This window comes from Candidatus Neomarinimicrobiota bacterium (genome assembly GCA_030743815.1).
In the GTDB taxonomy this organism is placed as follows: Bacteria; Fidelibacterota; Marinisomatia; order Marinisomatales; family S15-B10; genus UBA2146.
The window spans coordinates 1-17,364 of record JASLRT010000043.1; the positions used below are offsets into that span (position 1 = coordinate 1).

The 17,364-nt window shown below is 49.8% G+C and carries 18 protein-coding genes and 1 other RNA gene; 8 read left to right on the forward strand and 11 right to left on the reverse strand.

The window, feature by feature from the left end:
* From ssrA to QF669_03965, 4 genes are all read left to right on the forward strand, one after another.
* Positions 1-143: a transfer-messenger RNA gene (gene ssrA, locus QF669_03950) on the forward strand; the annotation flags it as partial.
* A 9-nt stretch (positions 144-152) separates the two neighbouring features.
* Positions 153-1,025 carry a sulfotransferase gene (locus QF669_03955; protein ID MDP6456597.1) on the forward strand — a complete coding sequence of 291 codons (873 nt, stop codon included), beginning with the start codon at positions 153-155 and terminating at the stop codon, positions 1,023-1,025.
* A 298-nt stretch (positions 1,026-1,323) separates the two neighbouring features.
* Complete coding sequence (locus QF669_03960; GenBank protein ID MDP6456598.1) at positions 1,324-2,802, forward strand: capsule assembly Wzi family protein; 1,479 nt, start codon at positions 1,324-1,326, stop codon at positions 2,800-2,802.
* A gap of 71 nt (positions 2,803-2,873) precedes the next feature.
* Entirely contained in the window at positions 2,874-3,794 is a 921-nt protein-coding gene (locus QF669_03965; protein ID MDP6456599.1) for a glycosyltransferase family 2 protein, read from the forward strand.
* Positions 3,795-3,851: 57 nt separating this feature from the next.
* Here the strand turns inward: QF669_03965 and QF669_03970 are convergent, their stop codons facing one another.
* The 8 genes from QF669_03970 to QF669_04005 all read right to left on the reverse strand — a co-directional run bounded on the left by QF669_03970 (position 3,852) and on the right by QF669_04005 (position 10,644).
* Positions 3,852-4,559, reverse strand: coding sequence for a DUF5020 family protein (locus QF669_03970; protein ID MDP6456600.1), 708 nt, complete (start codon positions 4,557-4,559; stop codon positions 3,852-3,854).
* Between the two features lie 94 nt (positions 4,560-4,653).
* Positions 4,654-5,304 carry an NAAT family transporter gene (locus tag QF669_03975; GenBank protein ID MDP6456601.1) on the reverse strand — a complete coding sequence of 217 codons (651 nt, stop codon included), beginning with the start codon at positions 5,302-5,304 and terminating at the stop codon, positions 4,654-4,656.
* A gap of 7 nt (positions 5,305-5,311) precedes the next feature.
* The gene (gene argS / locus QF669_03980; protein MDP6456602.1) at positions 5,312-6,955 is read right to left on the reverse strand and encodes an arginine--tRNA ligase; all 1,644 of its coding nucleotides are present in this window, start codon (positions 6,953-6,955) and stop codon (positions 5,312-5,314) included.
* Positions 6,956-6,993: 38 nt separating this feature from the next.
* The gene (gene rsfS, locus QF669_03985) at positions 6,994-7,380 is read right to left on the reverse strand and encodes a ribosome silencing factor (GenBank protein ID MDP6456603.1); all 387 of its coding nucleotides are present in this window, start codon (positions 7,378-7,380) and stop codon (positions 6,994-6,996) included.
* 2 nt (positions 7,381-7,382) lie between these two features.
* Entirely contained in the window at positions 7,383-7,949 is a 567-nt protein-coding gene (locus QF669_03990; GenBank protein ID MDP6456604.1) for a LytR C-terminal domain-containing protein, read from the reverse strand.
* Positions 7,950-7,957: 8 nt separating this feature from the next.
* On the reverse strand, positions 7,958-8,545 hold the full coding sequence (locus QF669_03995) for a hypothetical protein (GenBank protein MDP6456605.1): 588 nt from the start codon (positions 8,543-8,545) through the stop codon (positions 7,958-7,960).
* A gap of 127 nt (positions 8,546-8,672) precedes the next feature.
* The gene (mnmA, locus tag QF669_04000; GenBank protein MDP6456606.1) at positions 8,673-9,785 is read right to left on the reverse strand and encodes a tRNA 2-thiouridine(34) synthase MnmA; all 1,113 of its coding nucleotides are present in this window, start codon (positions 9,783-9,785) and stop codon (positions 8,673-8,675) included.
* 79 nt (positions 9,786-9,864) lie between these two features.
* A complete protein-coding gene (locus tag QF669_04005) occupies positions 9,865-10,644 on the reverse strand; it encodes a metallophosphoesterase (protein ID MDP6456607.1) in 780 nt (259 codons plus the stop codon).
* A gap of 157 nt (positions 10,645-10,801) precedes the next feature.
* On the opposite strand from QF669_04005, the gene QF669_04010 reads away from it, so the two are divergent.
* Positions 10,802-11,701, forward strand: coding sequence for a PfkB family carbohydrate kinase (locus QF669_04010; protein MDP6456608.1), 900 nt, complete (start codon positions 10,802-10,804; stop codon positions 11,699-11,701).
* 71 nt (positions 11,702-11,772) lie between these two features.
* Entirely contained in the window at positions 11,773-12,837 is a 1,065-nt protein-coding gene (locus QF669_04015; GenBank protein MDP6456609.1) for a tetratricopeptide repeat protein, read from the forward strand.
* 9 nt (positions 12,838-12,846) lie between these two features.
* On the opposite strand, the gene QF669_04020 is transcribed toward QF669_04015, so the two are convergent.
* The gene (locus tag QF669_04020; protein MDP6456610.1) at positions 12,847-13,746 is read right to left on the reverse strand and encodes a DUF58 domain-containing protein; all 900 of its coding nucleotides are present in this window, start codon (positions 13,744-13,746) and stop codon (positions 12,847-12,849) included.
* Position 13,747: 1 nt separating this feature from the next.
* Positions 13,748-14,734 carry an AAA family ATPase gene (locus QF669_04025; GenBank protein ID MDP6456611.1) on the reverse strand — a complete coding sequence of 329 codons (987 nt, stop codon included), beginning with the start codon at positions 14,732-14,734 and terminating at the stop codon, positions 13,748-13,750.
* Positions 14,735-14,872: 138 nt separating this feature from the next.
* On the opposite strand from QF669_04025, the gene QF669_04030 reads away from it, so the two are divergent.
* Complete coding sequence (locus QF669_04030) at positions 14,873-15,694, forward strand: purine-nucleoside phosphorylase (GenBank protein ID MDP6456612.1); 822 nt, start codon at positions 14,873-14,875, stop codon at positions 15,692-15,694.
* Between the two features lie 13 nt (positions 15,695-15,707).
* A complete protein-coding gene (locus QF669_04035; GenBank protein MDP6456613.1) occupies positions 15,708-16,880 on the forward strand; it encodes a M20 family metallopeptidase in 1,173 nt (390 codons plus the stop codon).
* Between the two features lie 36 nt (positions 16,881-16,916).
* Here the strand turns inward: QF669_04035 and QF669_04040 are convergent.
* The coding region (locus QF669_04040; GenBank protein ID MDP6456614.1) for a pyridoxal-phosphate dependent enzyme at positions 16,917-17,364 on the reverse strand (448 nt) is incomplete at its 5' end.

The window sequence follows — 17,364 nt, forward strand, 5'->3', positions numbered from 1 at the left end:
CGGGATGAGAAATCTCTGGACTGGTTCCGGCCAAAGGTTGTCCGTTACCTTGGCAGGAATGAGATCAAAAGTTCGGACTAAACATGTAGAAACCGGGTGAGTCACCGCTTTGGACGCGGGTTCAACTCCCGCCGCCTCCACTAGCCTTTTGCATGCCTCAATTAATTAATGCATTCATAATAGGTGCCCAGAAATGTGGTACTACCTCATTGCTGAATTATATATCAGAACACGATGATATATTAGGGCATGAACAAATTGAGATGAGTTTCTTTTATAAAGATGAAGAATATAGAGAGGGCTATGAAGAAGCTTGGAGAAGGTATTACCATTCATCAAACGGTAACAACATAGTAGTAATTGCGAAAAATGCGCATATGTATAGAGATGAAAAAGCTATAGAAAGATTGTATAATCATAATCCAAAATGTAAAATTATTTTTATTGTGCGAAATCCTGTCGATAGAGCGTACTCATCCTACCTTATGGAAAAAAATGCATGGGGTGAAGTTTCAAGTTTTGATGAGTTAATTATTCAAACTTTAAAAACTAAAGATGATTGGAGATACCGGGTTTATATAGAATTAGGAATATACCACTATCACTTGCAAAGAATTTTCAAGTATTTTAAGAATAACGTTATAGTTATAAGACTTGATGATTTAAGAACAATGCCTGAACAAACCGTTAAGAATATTTATTTTGAATTGGATGTTGATGATAGTTTTACACCCGATTTAACTAAATCCTATAATGTAACCACCAAAGTAAGATCTGAGTGGTATGCGAAAAAATCAGCAAAAATACTCAGGGAAGACTTTTACCTGAAAAAAGTGTTGAAATCAATATTGAACGATTCATTTACATACAGACTTGGTCAATATTTGAGAAAAATTAACAGGAAAAACGGGGCTCATCAACCCATGGATTCACACACGAGAGAAAAGTTAGTTGAATTCTATAAACCCCATAATGCTAGACTATCAAGAATGTTCAATATGGATTTTAGTTGTTGGGATAATTAGGAATGTTTCCAATTTTGGTAAGCTATAAAGACCACTAATAAGTAATGTCTGTTTCCTTAAAATGGATTGGGGAGAAACTTTTAGTATACGGTGACTTAAATTCATAGTGCTTGTCTTGTGGAAATATAATTAACCTATGTTGGGATCTCGAGAAATGATAAGACATCTAAGAATATTTTTCCCCGCATGTTTGAGCATATTTTGCTTCGTTTCAGGGCAGACATATTATAGGGCGGATCCATTTTATCTACTTGGATACGAAAAGAATTATTTTTCAGAGCCGAATAATAATAGTTCTATGCTATTTAGACCGTTTTTTGTATTTGATCAAGATCATTACAGCAATTGGTCTGTAATCCTAAGAGCTGAATTTTTTAGGAACGATGACGCTCCCAATCTGGAGAATACGTCTGTTAGATGGGTTGGTAAAGGAGATAACAATTATAGGTCTGTTAATGTATCATACCTGGGAAATCATGTGGCATTCAGTTTAGAGCCGTATCATTTCATCAGTCAGAACCTTGATTATGATGTCCCGGTTAGAAAGAGTTTATACACAAGGCTAAATGACGCTCGCCCGCATAGCGAGATGCCGTATGTCACTTCGGGAGTGAGAGAGGCTCAATTCTACCTCCATTATCGCGGATTAGGCTTCGGTGTCTCCAACGCCAACATGTGGTGGGGCCCGGGACTGCACAGTTCACTTCAGATGTCGACCAATGCACCCGGTTTCAAGCATTTTATCATCGGTACCCTCGAGGAAAAGCGAACCAGAAATATCGGTCTCGACCTGAAATACATATTCTCCCATCTTGATGAAAAGAATACGGGCGAACCGTACTTCACCGCACTTCTGGTTTCCACAACCTTTTACTCTGAGCCTCAACTGACCATTGGCATCTCGCGCTCATACCTGTCAGGGCATGGAACACTATCGCCTACGGGGCCATACACTATATCGAAGAAAGATGCGATGCTACTTCCCTTCGAAGGACTTTATCTCGAGAGCAAACAGACAGATCCCGAAGACCCTGAAAGTGCTGTGGACCTGTGGGACGAAATCATGGTAGGATATGTAACCGCTACTTTCCCATCGTCAGGCTTGAAGATCTACCTTTCATACGGCAGGGATGATCATGCTTGGGATAAGAAGGATTTCCTGAGGCAGCCGGACCACTCAGCGGCAAGCGTTATCGGTCTGCGGAAATATGGACTGTTCGGACATGAGAATCTTGTGGGTGGTCTGGAGTACGTGAACCTCATAAAGTCGAAGTTCTGGAATAAACGAGTACCTGGCACTTGGTACAGCAAACAGATTTATGACTACAACAGCTACAATGGCCGTTGGTATGGCGCCCATAGCGGTCCTGATTCAGACGATTTCACTATCTATTTGGGGTACATGAGTGACAAGTTTTCCATCGTTCCCTCCTTCAACTACGAACGGCACGGCGTCATCGACAATACAGCGCTTGTGCTGATGAAGCGTCCTTATCTTGTCTTCGATCCGGAAACGGGGCAATGGTATCCTGAAATACGGGAAGAGTATATGGAAAGTGTGGTAAATATCTGGCCTGAAGTCAAGTTTGAGTTCCGGCTCGATATCCGTTTCGAGGTGAGGAATTTCCGATTCAACCTCTATTATGAGAAGGAGAAAGTTGATAATCTGGAATTCAACTGGGGCAAGAGAAAAGGGCATGTGATCTGGTTTGGCGTAGAGCGCACCTTTACTGAATTTAAACTGTCCAACCCGTTAAAACGTTTTATCAAGAGATAAGATTCCCCGTTTAGCAGTCTTCTCTGTCCTTCGGTAACACCTCTGCTTTATACTAACTTTCCTCAGAGTAGATGCTTTCCCCAGATCCCAAAGACTTCTCCATCTCCACTATTATTGTGACGCACAATTCCAGCGATGAGATTGGCGCCTGCCTCGAATCGGTCATTTCCCAGAGTGAAAATCCTCCCGCTGAGATTATAGTGGTGGACAACGCTTCATCTGACGCTACGCCGGGAATAGTCCACTCCTTTTCCAAGGAGCACGACAACGTGGCCGTTCTCCAGAATGATGCGAATCACGGTTTTACAAAAGCGAACAATCAAGGGGTTCAGCGTGCAGAAGGCGAATACATCTTTTTCCTCAATCCGGATACGGTACTGAAGAAGAATGCCCTGCAAGCACTAACCGGAGAGATATCACGAAACAGAGGGATCGGCGCCATCGCTCCTCAGTTAAGATTCACTGATGGAACCGTTCAATCATCCTGTCGCCGTTTCCCCGGGTATCAATGGATTATCTTTGAGATGCTTGGATTGACGCGGCTGTTTCCCAACTCGCACTTCTTTAACGGCTGGAAGATGGGTGATTTCGATCATCAGTCACCCCGAATGGTGGATCAGCCGGCCGGTGCCGCCCTCATGGTGCGCCGCAGCACGCTGACGGAATTAGGTGGATTAGATGAGCAGTTTCCCATGTTCTTCAGCGACGTGGATCTGTGCCGTCGAATCTGGGACATAGGGAAGAAAATCCTCTTCTATCCGGACGCGGTGGTTTTTCATGAAGGGGGCACCAGTATTCGCCGCAACAGATTGAAGATGATTGTCACTTCTCACCTTTCTTTCATTCGATATCTCTTCAAGCATCACCAGCGTGTCTGGGAGATACTGATGAATGTCTTAGTCTCCGTTCTCTTACTCACTACAATGATTCTCCGCGTCGCATTTGTGACACTCTTCCCTTGGGCTAAGGTTAGGAGGCGGTCAGTGCTCTAAAGGGTAAGATCAATCGGTGTGGACGGAGAAGCGACCGAGATAGTCGCTTTTTTTGTTCTAGAACGTGTACTTCACAAAGACAGTAGGCAGGAACCAGAATTTCCCTTCCGCCGGCTCGCCGTTTCCGTCAAAGTATTCTTGAGACCGATTCCATGCTCCGGGAAAGTTGCGTGTAATCTCCACTTCCACCCCCACCGCCATCTTCCCAGTCGAATACAACAGCTGAGGTTCTGTCATCATGATGACCGTGCCGTCTCTATTTGAGTTCCAGATATCCATATGTCCCACGCTTGAAATCCGGTCACTGAATGGGTAGAACCACACCACCGTCCACTGATAGGTGAGGTTACCGTCGTCCTGCTCGTGACGTATCAGCGCATCGGTGGACAGAATAAGCCTCTCCAGCGGGAGGGTGTAGCTGACGCCGCCCAGCCACGATCGCTGAACAGCCGACAGCAAAGATATAGCTGTCAGCGGGAAGAAGATTGCTCCGTCGTTATACTGAAGCGTAAAGCTCAGATTCTTGTTCATCCACGGGAGTGCGAAATAGCGGGCCACTTCGAAGTATACATCTGTGGCGCCTTTCTTATCGTAATGGTGTGAATCGTGATTGATGTCAGCAAAACCGAAAGTACTTCCGTGATTATCAACGAAGAAGAACTCAGCCGTTGAAGTAAAGATGCCCCGGCCGAAATCGTAGTGGTGTTGCAGGTTGAACTGTCCCACGAGTAGCGATTGGAGGATAACAATCTGTACGACAACCATCCTTGGTTGTCGAAGTATACCTCCTTTTCGTTCTGATTGCTGGTCAAGCAAGAATACTTGACCTACGGTAGCGGACTGTGTGATGACCATTCCTCTATATCACAATCGCCGAGCTAATGACCGATTCCAGCACAGGCGTCACGCCGTTGATGATGAACTGTACCGCAATTACCATCAGAATGATTCCCATGACGCGCTGGATTACCCTCATCCCCGTCATGCCTAACCGCTTGGAGAGGCTATCTGCGCCGCGCAGAAACCAGTAGGTCACATAGAGAACCAGAACAATGGAAACGAGCAGTATAGCGTAATGCAGCGGATTGGACGCCTGTCCTGACAGAACCATAGCAGCCGTAATGGCGCCGGGTCCCGTAATGACTGGAATGCCGATAGGACTGATGGCGATGTCATCGTGGTGTAAACTTTCTTCCTGTTCCTTTGGCGTGGAACGCGTTCTGGGGGCGATCGATTCTAGCATCCGGATTCCGCTGCGGAAAAAGATGATACCACCCATAATTCTGAAAGCATCAAGGGTGATAGCATACAGAGTGAAGATATAGGTCCCCAGCAGTGCGAAGACCGTTAGTGTGACGGCGCCGGTGAGAGTACCTTTGCGGGCGATGGTCTTGCGTTCTGCGTCGTTAAATCGTTCTGTCAGAACGAGAAAGAGCGGCGATATACCGATGGGATTGATGAGGGTGAAAAGGGTGGAAACTGAGAGAAGAGCGTACTCAAGTAGCGACATCAGAAGCCTACATCCTTTCAGGCCGGGAGATGCCGAGAATCGTCAGGCCGTTAGCCAGGACTGTCTTCACCGATGTCACCAGAGCGAGCCGCGCCTTGGAGAGAGCTTTATCATCGGTAAGAACGCGGCACTCCGTGTAGAACTTGTGAAAGAGGGTGGCGAGCCCGTGGAGGTAGGTAGCAATACCGTGAGGCTCCAATGTATCGAGGGCGGTCTCAGTAATCTCCGGGAATCGAATCAGATCTTTCACGAGAGCTGTTTCCGACGTTTCCTGTAAGAGAGTATGGTCGGCGCCGTCCACTGTAGATTCAGTTGTCTCTTTAGCGTGCTTAAGGATATTGCAGATTCTGGCGTAGGCATACTGCAAGTAGTAGACCGGGTTCTCGTCTGACTCTTTGGTCGCCAGAGTGAGATCGAAGTTCAGATGGCTGTGCATGCTGCGCATGATGAAGAAATACCGCACCACGTCGGCGCCGACCTGATCGATAAGATCTTCCAGAGTGACAAACGTTGCCTTGCGAGTGGACATCTTCACTTTCTGGCCGCTCTCTTTGAGCGAGACAAACTGGTGGATCAGGACGGTGATGTGATCGGTTTCATATCCCAGCACCTCAAGCGCTGAGAGGACGTCAGGATAGGTGTCTTTGTGATCGGAGCCGAAGATGTCGACGATGTAATCGTAATCCCGCTCTATCTTTTGCGTGTGATAGGCAATGTCAGGCAGGCGGTAAGTGGGCTCGCCCGTTCCCTTGATGAGTACAGTATCCTGATCTTTGCCAAACTGTGTTGTCTTGAACCAGACAGCACCATCCTTGTCGTAAGCCAGACCCTTCTCCTGCAGCGCTTCCACAACACGGTCTATTGTGCCGTCTTCATAGAAAGTCTTTTCATTCATGAAGTTGTCGAACTTCAGACCGATCTTGGCCAGAGTCTCCTTGATATCACTGAATATGACCTCTTCGGCGGTCTCCTTGAAGATGGTCAGATCGTCCCGCTGCTTCAGGCTGTCACCATGGACCTGTACCATCTGCTGTGCAATATCTTTGATGTATTCCCCCTCATAACCACCCTCCGGGACTGACGCTTCTTCACCTTGAAGTTCGAGATAGCGTGCGCGGACAGATTCACCCAGCAGGCGCATCTGGCGGCCAGCATCGTTGAAGTAGTACTCTCGCTTCACATCATAGCCGTGCCACTCAAGAATGTTAGACACCACATCCCCCAGCACAGCCTGCCTTCCATGACCCACCGTTAACGGCCCCGTCGGGTTCGCACTGACAAACTCCACCAAGGCCTTCCTCCCCCTTCCCGCTTCTGATCTTCCGTAGTCCTCATCCTCAGTGAGAATGACTGAGACTTGATTCCGCAGATAGGTCTCGCTGATGGAAAAATTGATGAATCCCGGTTTAGTTACTGTGACCGCTGAGCATATATCTTCGGGAACGGTCAACTGTTCGGCTATGGCCTCGGCCAGTTCCAGTGGACGGCGGCCCGCCTCTCTGGCCAGAATCAGCGCCGCATTGGACGAGAGATCGCCGAACTGTGCCGATCTGCTGGTTTCGATGACGATCGATTCAGCGGGCAGTTCCAGTGTCTGCAGCGCTGTAGCGAGATGCCGGCGCAAGATGGCTTTCAGATCGACGATTGACATGGGGTAATTTTATGGAATCCGGCGAAGGGAAGACAGAGTTATTCTTCCGTCTGAGGGTCGCCGATGACTTCGAGAGCGGCGTCTGCCCAGAGCCGTTCCAGCTGGTAAAAGTCTCGCGCTTCCTGCTGGAAAATGTGAACCACTACATGGACAAAATCCATGAGCACCCACCGTAGTGATTCGGCCCCTTCAACGTGCCACGGCTTATCAGTGGTTGTCATGCCGTCCAGGATTCCATCGTGGATTGCCTTTACGTGGACGTCAGTGGATCCCGAGCAGATGAGGAAGAAATCGGTGATGGCAGTCTGTTCACGCACGTCAAGGAGTTGAATATTGTCGGCCTTCTTCGAGAGAGCCAGTTCAGCAATATTGTGTGCCAGCTCTTCAGAATGAGTCGGTTCGGCTGGACGCTTTTCTTGCGGCAAGGTCAGGGCTGTCTGGAAAGGAATATCTTGAGCGGTTTGATCTGTGCGTAGTCCTTGCCTATGATCAGAGTGATATCGGCGGCGAGGGACAGATCAGGCTGGAACATGAGTCTTGTGGTGTCTTTCTTCGAAATGTTGAGAAGTTCAGCCAGCTTGTAGGAGTTCTCCATGAACTGGTTTCGCTGGATGATGAGCGTTGTTGCGTAATCGAAGTGATCGGCATTTTCCGTTTTCACGACGTCAATGTAGCGGGTACGGAGAAAATCGGTCATCTGTTGTGCGGCACCCTTCACGCCACATCCGTTCAACACTTCCACCTCTATCTCAGAAAGTGAAGACTGTTCGTAGTTTTCGACACTCAGATTTGGTGGTGAAAGATCGCGGGTCAGCTCCTCAATCAGTTCTCCGCCGCGGATGTGTCTCTGTACGATAGAGGTGACAAACGCGAGACAAGTGACGGACAGCACTACGATAGCACTGTTGAGGATCTGAGTCTGGCGATTACGTTTTTTGGTAGATGATCTGCTGCGCCGGGCAGGTTTTGTTTTTCGCGCGTCTCTCTTCGCCATTCAGCGAGTTATTCCCGGTAGCGAGAGAAAGGGGAGTATCGGTTCGCCGGCCCGTAGCGATAGAGCCGGGGATAGTTGTCCATCGATATTGAGAACTCAAGGTTTTCCAGAGGACGGTACTGAAGTTTCGCACCGTAATAGACCTGACCGCTGAGGCTGTTAATCCTTTGCGAAAAGGGTGCAGACATCTGACCTCTGCCGTTGGCGAACGGTGCCTGTGAGGATTGAACAATATCAAAGTTAGTCTGCAGAGTCCACTTATTGGAAATCATGTAGTTCAGTCGGTTGGAATAGACACCGTAGCTGAGCGCCTGCCCCCCGAAGGAAGCCATGTTGAGAGAAAAACCGTGATCCATGGAGAACCGTTCAGGATCCGTCAGTGAAAGGATCGATTCCTGATTCTGGGTCTCCCGGGGGTACAGAGGTGTTTGTGACGACACCTGCGATTTGAACTGCCCGAACAACAGCGCCGGCGTGATAATTACCGTCGCCACGGTCAGGAAACCGATTCTGCTCACTTTGGTGATAACAATGTGGGTTAATCTCTTCATACTGAATGCCTTGTAAGCGACACCAGAAACATAACGTTTGTTCATAAGTTTGTCAAGTGTCATTTAGTGAAACAGTGCTGAATTGATATTCTAATATAGAATCTCTGGCAAAATCGGTTTTGATCTTCTTTCTTTCCCCGTTTCTGTGACCATGACTTTGCATGAGCCCTGCCTACTCAGCAGCAAATCCATTCACGATGATGCCGCCTCCCACGAGAGTGTCGCCTGCATAGAACACAGCCGACTGTCCCGGCGTGACGGCAAACTGCGGCGTTTCGAATTCTACGTTCACTGTTCCGTCGGAGTTCCAATCCAGACTGCACGCCACGCCACTGTGATTATATCTGATGAGAATGTGGAGTATAGAAGTGTCCGGTTCGCCATACCAGTTGAGGTCCCTGACGATGCAGCCCGAGAAGTAGGCTCCCGATCTCGGCGCTACCGTTACACGGTTCTTATTCGCATCGATGTCCGTCACATAGAGTGCCTCGGGCCCGGGAATACCGAGTCCGCGACGCTGACCGATGGTGTAGGCTGAAATCCCCTTATGTTGCCCCATCACATTGCCTTCGCCGTCCACAAAATTGCCACCACTTTCCGCATTTGTCTGTTCAGAGGCATAGTCGTGCAGGAACTGCCGATAGTTGTCATCGGGTACGAAGCACAGTTCCTGGCTTTCGGCGACTTCTGCAGTTACCAGATTTGCCTCCTTTGCTATCCGCCGCACTTCGCCCTTGGTCAGCCGCCCCAACGGGAAGATGGTTCGCGCCAGCGCATCGCTACTTAATCCCCACAGAACATAGGATTGGTCCTTCCTGCTGTCGTGGCCCTTTTTTAAGATAGGTTTGCCGTCATCTACATGTTCAATGATGGCGTAGTGACCCGTGGCGATCCAGTGAGCATTCAGTTCATCAGCTTTGAGGAGCAGTGCACTCCATCGTACGCGCGTATTGCATCGGATGCACGGATTGGGTGTTCTACCCTCGAAGTATTCTCCCACAAGATAGTCAACCACGTCTTGCTGGAAAGCGTCCTGGTAATCGAACAGGTGATGTTCTACGCCAACAGATTCACACACTTTTTTGGCGTTTTCCACCGCCTCCGTTGAACAGCAGTAGGAAGCGGAAGTGTCGCCGCCGTGGTCCCACAGCTTCATGGTGACACCGACGGCACGGTATCCCTCCTCCACTACTCTCAGTAAGGCGACTGAACTGTCCACGCCGCCCGACATGGCGACAATGACGCTGTTGTTGTTCAATAACGTCTTCGAATTTTTTGCTGTCATGGAATAAGACGGCGTATAAGCGGTCTCATTTTTCGACGGTTAAGATTAAGCGTAGTAGAAATAAATAGGAAAGCGAAACTCAGAGAAAGTCGTTCCGTATTTCGCCGTGTTTCAGGGTGCTCTGTAGATTCTGATAGAAGGGGGGTTTGCGCGTCTCCAGCAGATCAAGAGTGGCCTCCATATCATATTCAAATCTTTGAACTTCCCATTTGAATTCATCGCCTACCGTCAAGAACCCGATAGCCCCCTTCGTGATCTTGTCGAAGGGGATGCCGGTGCTTCCCTGGCATAGTATCTTCAGGTTACCGTTCTGTTCCTCGCGCGGTACATGGATATGACCGTGTAGAAAGACAAACAGATTGACTTCCGGATATCTCAGTCTTACATGGTTTCGCCACGTGATGGCTTCTTCCAGGGACGGCGGCTGATCGTCTCTTTCGTACCATGCGTGGGAAAATTCAATGAGGGTTGAACCGATGTTATCTCGGTAGGAAACGTGTGTCCTGTTGCGGATGAAATCGATACCTTCGTCAACGATCTGTTCAGCCGCCCACCGTTCATGCTGGACGATACCCTGGCAGACTGGATCGTCAGGACTCATCCCTTCAATGGTGGGAAATTCTTGCTCCCAGATACGTTCCACCAGATATCGTTCGTGATTACCGCAGATGAAGACGGTATTCTCCATCGGAGCCAGGATATCGAGAATTTCTTTCGGTGCCGGGCCGAGGGAAAAATAGTCGCCCAGGTAGAGCGTCTCGTCCACATCATCCCGCTCACTGACTATGGAGAGTGCCTTCTCGAGAGCAGCGAGATTTCCGTGGATATCCGTCAGTATAGCGAAAGTCTTATTTGCCATTATTAACCTGCTTGAAATGTGCGCTAAGGGAATAAATATACTATTCATTTGACTTGAGCACAATTATTCTTTTCTGCCTTCTGAAGCCGGTCTCGCAGCATCGGGAACAATCTCTTGCCAAAGGAAACTGTGTGGACTAAACTTTGCGCCGTCTGTCATGTCAGCCAAACCCATACTTACCGTAGGCTCTATCGCCATAGACTGGCTTGAACTCCCCGATGGCCGCAAGGGTGAAGTTATCGGCGGATCCGCCACCTATTTCACCATGTCCGCCGGCAGGTTTGCTCCGGTACACGTGGTGGGTGTCGTGGGATCGGATTTCCCGCAACAGGGAATGGATATCTATCACGAATATGCCGCTAACACAGTTGATCTTCAAACCAAGGATGGAAACACGTTCCGATGGGGAGGGCGATATCATTCAGACTGGGAGAGGCGGACAACCCTCTATACTGAACTGGGTGTTTTTGAATCGTTCAGCCCAAGATTGAGTACGGAGAACCGTGGATGTCCTTTCGTCTGCTTGGGCAACATCCAGCCGGCACTTCAGCTTTCTGTTCTAAATCAGCTCGGAGATCGTGAAAGTCTTGTCATTTGCGATACAATGAATCTCTGGATAGAGACTACACGAGATGATCTACTTCAAGTATTGCGAAAAACAGATATTCTACTTTTGAATGAGAACGAGGCACGCCTTTTGACCGGAGTGTTTGAGATAGTAGATGCCGCAAATCAGATCAGATCCATGGGACCGGACACTGTTGTGGTGAAACAGGGGAGCAGCGGTGCGACCCTCGTAGACGATTCTGGAGCCGTTCACGCCGGAGTCTATTCCATCGAGAGGATCGTGGATCCGACGGGAGCCGGTGACTGCTTTGCCGGCGGATTTGTCGCGGCGCTGGCCAATGGTAAAAGTATGAAGAGTGCCTTGGTTGCCGGTTCTGCCACGGCATCGTTCTGTGTGGAAGGTTTCGGTACGGAAGGTATGTTAAACCTGACTGAAGAGACTCTTCAAAAGCGGATGGACGTAGTGAGTGACCGGTCGGAATTTGCTTGAATAGACATGAACGGAGGGGTAAATTTTTCTGCCGCAGTTTAGACAAAAGTACGAGTAAGGAGGATCCTTTTATGCGTTTATCCATGTGTGCAAAACTTACTGTTTTATCGGCTCTTGTTGTGATCTTCTGGAGCTGTGCCAGCGAACAGATGACTTCCGCCCGGCTCTATATCCGAGAAGAGAACTGGGCGATGGCCGAGGAGATGTTGCTGGAAGCAGTAGAATTGGAGCCTGAAAATCCGGAAGTCTTCTTTCTTCTGGGAGAAGAGATATACGGCCGCAAAGAGGAGTGGGGCAAGATGAATGAAATGTTCGATCAGGCTTTGGCTCTGGCGCCGGACAAGAAACTGCCCAACGGCCTTACCGTTGCAGCATCTATCGAGAATGCTCGCCTGAAGTACTGGGCCGTCTACTACAACAGGGGGGCAGATTACTACAATCGTTCCATTAACGAGCCGGAAGGGAAGGAAGAGAACCTGAATATTGCCATCCAATCATTTGAGACGGCTAAAGCGATCAATCCTGACGATTCTGGTACTTATAAGAATCTGGTTTTCGCCTATATCCAGTCAGGGCAGACCGCTCTTCTTGAATCGACACTTGAGGAAGCGCTGAAGAGAAGACCGGATGATGCTGACCTGCTCGTATCAGCGGGAAAGGTCTATAAGGATAAGGGAGAGATTGAGAAGGCTATTGAATTCCTGGAGAAGGGGATGCGCATCAATCCAGCCAACAGCGCTGCGGCGAGATTCCTGGCCGATATCTATTACGATCAGGGTGATAAGGAGATGGCTATCTTCGCCTATCAAAAGGCGATAAAGGCAGATCCTGAGAATGTTGATTTGCATTTTAACCTAGGTGTGCTCTACCTTCAGATTGCTGACTATGACCTGGCTGAGGAGAAATTTCAGATAGTCCTGAAGCTTAATCCAAGCGACTTGGAGGCCGCCATGGGTATCGGTGAAGCTTATGAAAGAATGGAACAGTGGGAAGATGCCGAATACTACTACGGCAAGGCGCTCAATGTGGAGCCTGAGAATACAATCCTGTTAAGAGCGATGGCTCGAGTAATCTACAGGCAAGGTAGGATGGATGAGGCCCAGGAGCTGTTAGAAAAAGCAAAATCCATCGAATAGAGCTTCAGGTCAGCCGATCATTTTCCTTTTCTTAAGGTAGCCTGTGAGAGCCAAGTCCAGATCTTGGTTCGTGTAAAGCGGCACATAATCTATATTCCTCTTGCGGCACTCCATCTTGTACTTCTCCTGGAACTGTTTCACGACACGCTGGTAGGCTGACTGGATCTGCCACGGCTCTGTGGTAATCTGATCTCCTGTCTCCATATCCGTAAAGCGGGTTCTAACTGAAAAATCGAACTCGGTCTCTTTAGGATCCAGCAGATGAAAAACGATCACCTCGTGCTTCTTGTGCCGGAAATGCTTTAAGCCGGTTAAAACTTCTTCCGCATCATCGATAAGGTCCGATATTAGGATGATGAGTCCCCTTTTCTTGATCCGTTCAGCAAGATGGTGCAGGGCTGGTGCTATGCGGGTATCCTCTCCCGTAGACAGATTCTCCAGTTGCGCCAGGACCGTATTGAGGTGGCCCGGCGTCGACCGGGGCGGGACGTATCTTTTGATCCCGTCGTCAAACAGGCTGATGGAGACGCCGTCCTGCTGTGCCAGCATCAGGTAAGTCATGGCCGCCGCCAGATAGCTGCCGTAGTCTAGTTTGGATATCTTGTGACTGGTGTAGGTCATAGACTTACTCGTATCCAACAGGAGATAAGAGCGCAGATTCGTCTCTTCTTCAAATTGCTTGATATAGTAGCGGTCTGTCTTACCGTAGAGTTTCCAGTCCACATGACGGATCTCATCGCCCGGTCCGTAGGCGCGATGCTCCGCAAACTCAACGCTGAAGCCGTGGTAGGGACTCTTGTGCATGCCGATGATGTAGCCTTCCACGACGAGCCTAGCCCGAAGCGCCATGTTGTTCAGCTTGGCTACCATCTCGGGATGCAGGTATTTGCGTTTATCGATCGCGGCCATGCTATCGGATTTCTACGGTGAGCTTATCCAAGACCTGATCCGTGCTCACACCGTCGGCCTCAGCGTTAAAGTTAGTGATGATGCGGTGGCGCAGGACCGGTTTTGCCATGACGAGGACGTCTGATATATCAGGCGTAGGCCGGCCTTCCAGAACGGCCTTTGCTTTAGCGCCCAGGATGAGGTACTGTGACGCCCGGGGGCCAGCACCCCAATCGAGCCAATCGTTGATAAATTGCGGGCTTCCGTCACCGGGGCGTGTTCTGGCCACCAGATCAACGGCAAACTGAATCACGTTATCGGCTACGGGCACGCGCCGTACAAGAGACTGGTAGTTTGTAATCTGATCCCGGGAGATGGTGGACTTGAGTTGGGCTGCTGGTGCTCCGGTGGTAGTTTTGACGATATTTACCTCTTCCTCCCGGCTGGGATAAGTAATGCTCAGACTGAACATGAAACGGTCGAGCTGTGCTTCAGGCAGGGGGTAGGTCCCTTCTTGCTCGATGGGATTCTGAGTGGCGAGAACCAGGAACGGCTCATCCATCGTATACGATACTCCCGCCGCCGTCACCTTGTGTTCCTGCATCGCTTCTAGGAGCGCGGCCTGAGTTTTGGGAGGCGTCCGGTTGATCTCGTCGGCCAACAGGATATTGGCAAAAACCGGTCCCTGAATAAACTTGAATTCACGCTTGCCTGAGACGTGATCCTCCTCCAGAATTTCCGTCCCGGTAATATCGGACGGCATGAGATCGGGTGTGAACTGAATTCTGCTGAACTTCAGGTCGAGAATCTGAGCAACCGTTTTGATGAGTAGCGTCTTCGCTAGGCCGGGGACGCCTATGACAAGGGCGTGACCTTGGCACAGCAGTGTGATCAGGATATGTTCAATAATTTCTCTCTGGCCGATAATCGCTTTTCCCAGTTCACTATATATTTTGTCTCTTGCCTGATAGAGTTCTTCTACCAGTTTAACATCATTTTTTTTCGTCATATTATCCTCTTCAAATTCAAGAATTGCTGATGTACTAAGCCGCGAGAAACTACACAGCGACCCCAGCCAAATCAATGGAATTATCTTGAAATCCCTCTGGGGTCACCCTAATTTGATTTCTTCGACGTGAGTAAAACCGTGACTGTTGATGAAAGTTCCCCGTATGCTGTCAAAGAGATGGCAGAATATGCCGGTTCGCTGGCACCTGTTTCGCCGCGGACAGCGGTAGTGCTAGGGTCAGGGCTTGGACATTTCAGCGACTACGTAAATGACAGAATGTCGATTCCTTACGCTGATATTGCGGGTTACCCCACTTCAGGTGTTGAAGGACATTCGGGGGAATTGGTTTTCGGCAATCTCAGCGGCGAGCCGGTAATGGTGGCTAGCGGCCGCTTTCACATGTACGAAGGTTACGATATTGAAACCGTGACACTCCCTGTCAAGTTTTTCCATGAGCTGAAGGTTAAAAATCTGATTATCACCAACTCAGCCGGCTCTGTGCGCAGACGGCTGAAGCCCGGAACCCTCATGATGCTGAACGGCCACCTCGACTGCACCTTCAGGGAAAGCAGTAAAATGCCTGATATTGTTCGCGGTGAGGAGTATCAATCACCTAAACTACTCGATCATGCAAGAACGGCCGCGCAGACAAAGGGAATCGAAACATCGGAAGGAGTGTATGCGTGGATGCTCGGTCCCTCGTACGAAACGCCGGCGGAGATCGAGATGATTCGTGAGCTGGGAGGCGATGCGGTCGGTATGTCAACGGTGCCGGAGATTCGTGCGGCGGGCGATCTTGGGATGGAAGTACTGGGGATATCGTGCCTGACAAACTTTGCCGCTGGAATCACCAACCAGCCCCTCACCCATGAGGAAGTGATGGAAACCGCGGACCGTGTTTCGGGAGAATTCACCCGCCTGTTAATAGGAATCATCAGGCGGATAGCCAGGGACGGGTAAGAAGGGAGCGACCGTGAAACTGAACTTGAGACCAGAAGTTGAGGTGATTGGGGGCGAGATCGTCGATACGCGTCGTCATCTGCATCAGTATCCCGAACTAGGACTGGAGGAGTACGATACGGCGAAGTTCGTGGAGGAGAAACTTCGTAATTTAGGACTTGAGGTCTCCACCGGCGTGGGAAAGACAGGCGTGGTCGCTCTGCTCCGGGGCGACGACGGTCCGTGCATAGCGCTTCGAGCGGACATGGACGGCCTTCCGATTCAGGAGACGGCTGATGTGCCGTACAAATCGGTAAATGACGGTGTTATGCACGCCTGCGGTCACGATGGCCACATGGCTATGCTCCTCGGTGCCGCGAAGGTGATCTGCGCTATGCGGGATCAGTTGAAGGGGACAGTTAAGTTCATTTTCCAGCCGGCGGAAGAGGGCGGCGGCGGCGCCCGGCTGATGATCGAGGACGGCGTCTTAGCAGATCCTGACGTTGACGAGGTCTACGGCATTCATCTCTGGAACTATCAGGATTTCGGCACGATAGGTGTTCAGGCCGGTCCCGTACTGGCGGCGGCTGATGAGTTCACAATCACCGTAAAAGGGAAGGGCGGCCACGGCGCCGCGCCGCATGGAACGGTGGATGCTGTTGTCGTCTCAGCTCACCTGATCACTGCTCTCCAGACCATCATCAGCCGCAACACAAATCCTCTGGAATCGGGTGTTGTGACTATCGGCCAGATCGAAGGCGGCTACAATTTCAATATCATTGCTGATAAAGTAGTCCTTAAAGGGACCGCCAGGGCCTACTCGGAGGCAAACCGCCAGATGATCAAGCAGCGGTTGCGTGAAACATGTGATGGAATCGGCGCTTCCTTCGCGGCCGAGATCGTTTTGGACTATGCGGATGCCTATCCGCCCACCATCAATGCGGAGTCACCAGTGGAGAAAGTATCAGCGGCGGCAGCCAGGATTGTGGGCGACGGCGTCCAGCCCCCGTACATGACCATGGGCGGCGAAGATATGGCCTACTATCTGCAGAAGGTACCCGGATGTTTCTTCTTCGTAGGATCAGCACCTGTTGACAGGGAACCTATGAGCGTGCCGCATCACTGTTCCCATTTTGACATCGAAGAGCGGGCATTGCTGGTGGGGAGTTCTATCTGGATGCAGTTGGTGGAGGACGTTCTTACTTAGGTATATTGTTTGGGAAAAGGATCTGCTGTTCCCAGCTCAAGACCACCGAAACTTCTTCAAATCTACGTTCCCGCCTGTAAGGATGACACCCACCTTTTTACCTGCTAGACCGTTCGCCTGATTAAATACCGCCGCTACAGGTACAGCTGAGGAGGGTTCGATAATGATCTTCATTCTCTCCCATACAGTTCGCATGGTTGTAATAATCTCCTCCTCTGTCACTGTGAAAATATCGCTCACGTATTTCATGATGATGGAAAGAGTCAATTCGCTCAGTGAAGTGAGGAGGCCGTCGGCCATGGTGTCAGGATTAGTTTGCGGAACAAATTTTCCTGATTTAAAAGACTGATAGGCGTCATCGGCATTTTTTGGCTCAGCTGCGAAGACTGAAACCGAATTGCCCATGCCAGCCACCGCGATAGCGGTACCGCAAATGAGTCCTCCTCCGCCTACGGGGGCGAGAATGGCATCCAGATCATCTATC

What these genes read in the sequence shown, in the direction of transcription:
- QF669_03955 (MDP6456597.1), top strand. Translation starts at nt 153, where the DNA reads ATGCCTCAATTAATTAATGCATTCATAATAGGTGCCCAGAAATGTGGT.
- QF669_03960 (MDP6456598.1), top strand. Translation starts at nt 1,324, where the DNA reads ATGCTATTTAGACCGTTTTTTGTATTTGATCAAGATCATTACAGCAAT.
- QF669_03965 (MDP6456599.1), top strand. Translation starts at nt 2,874, where the DNA reads ATGCTTTCCCCAGATCCCAAAGACTTCTCCATCTCCACTATTATTGTG.
- QF669_03970 (MDP6456600.1), bottom strand. Translation starts at nt 4,559, where the DNA reads ATGGTTGTCGTACAGATTGTTATCCTCCAATCGCTACTCGTGGGACAG.
- QF669_03975 (MDP6456601.1), bottom strand. Translation starts at nt 5,304, where the DNA reads ATGTCGCTACTTGAGTACGCTCTTCTCTCAGTTTCCACCCTTTTCACC.
- argS (MDP6456602.1), bottom strand. Translation starts at nt 6,955, where the DNA reads ATGTCAATCGTCGATCTGAAAGCCATCTTGCGCCGGCATCTCGCTACA.
- QF669_03990 (MDP6456604.1), bottom strand. Translation starts at nt 7,949, where the DNA reads ATGGCGAAGAGAGACGCGCGAAAAACAAAACCTGCCCGGCGCAGCAGA.
- QF669_03995 (MDP6456605.1), bottom strand. Translation starts at nt 8,545, where the DNA reads ATGAACAAACGTTATGTTTCTGGTGTCGCTTACAAGGCATTCAGTATG.
- mnmA (MDP6456606.1), bottom strand. Translation starts at nt 9,785, where the DNA reads ATGACAGCAAAAAATTCGAAGACGTTATTGAACAACAACAGCGTCATT.
- QF669_04005 (MDP6456607.1), bottom strand. Translation starts at nt 10,644, where the DNA reads ATGGCAAATAAGACTTTCGCTATACTGACGGATATCCACGGAAATCTC.
- QF669_04010 (MDP6456608.1), top strand. Translation starts at nt 10,802, where the DNA reads ATGTCAGCCAAACCCATACTTACCGTAGGCTCTATCGCCATAGACTGG.
- QF669_04015 (MDP6456609.1), top strand. Translation starts at nt 11,773, where the DNA reads ATGCGTTTATCCATGTGTGCAAAACTTACTGTTTTATCGGCTCTTGTT.
- QF669_04020 (MDP6456610.1), bottom strand. Translation starts at nt 13,746, where the DNA reads ATGGCCGCGATCGATAAACGCAAATACCTGCATCCCGAGATGGTAGCC.
- QF669_04025 (MDP6456611.1), bottom strand. Translation starts at nt 14,734, where the DNA reads ATGACGAAAAAAAATGATGTTAAACTGGTAGAAGAACTCTATCAGGCA.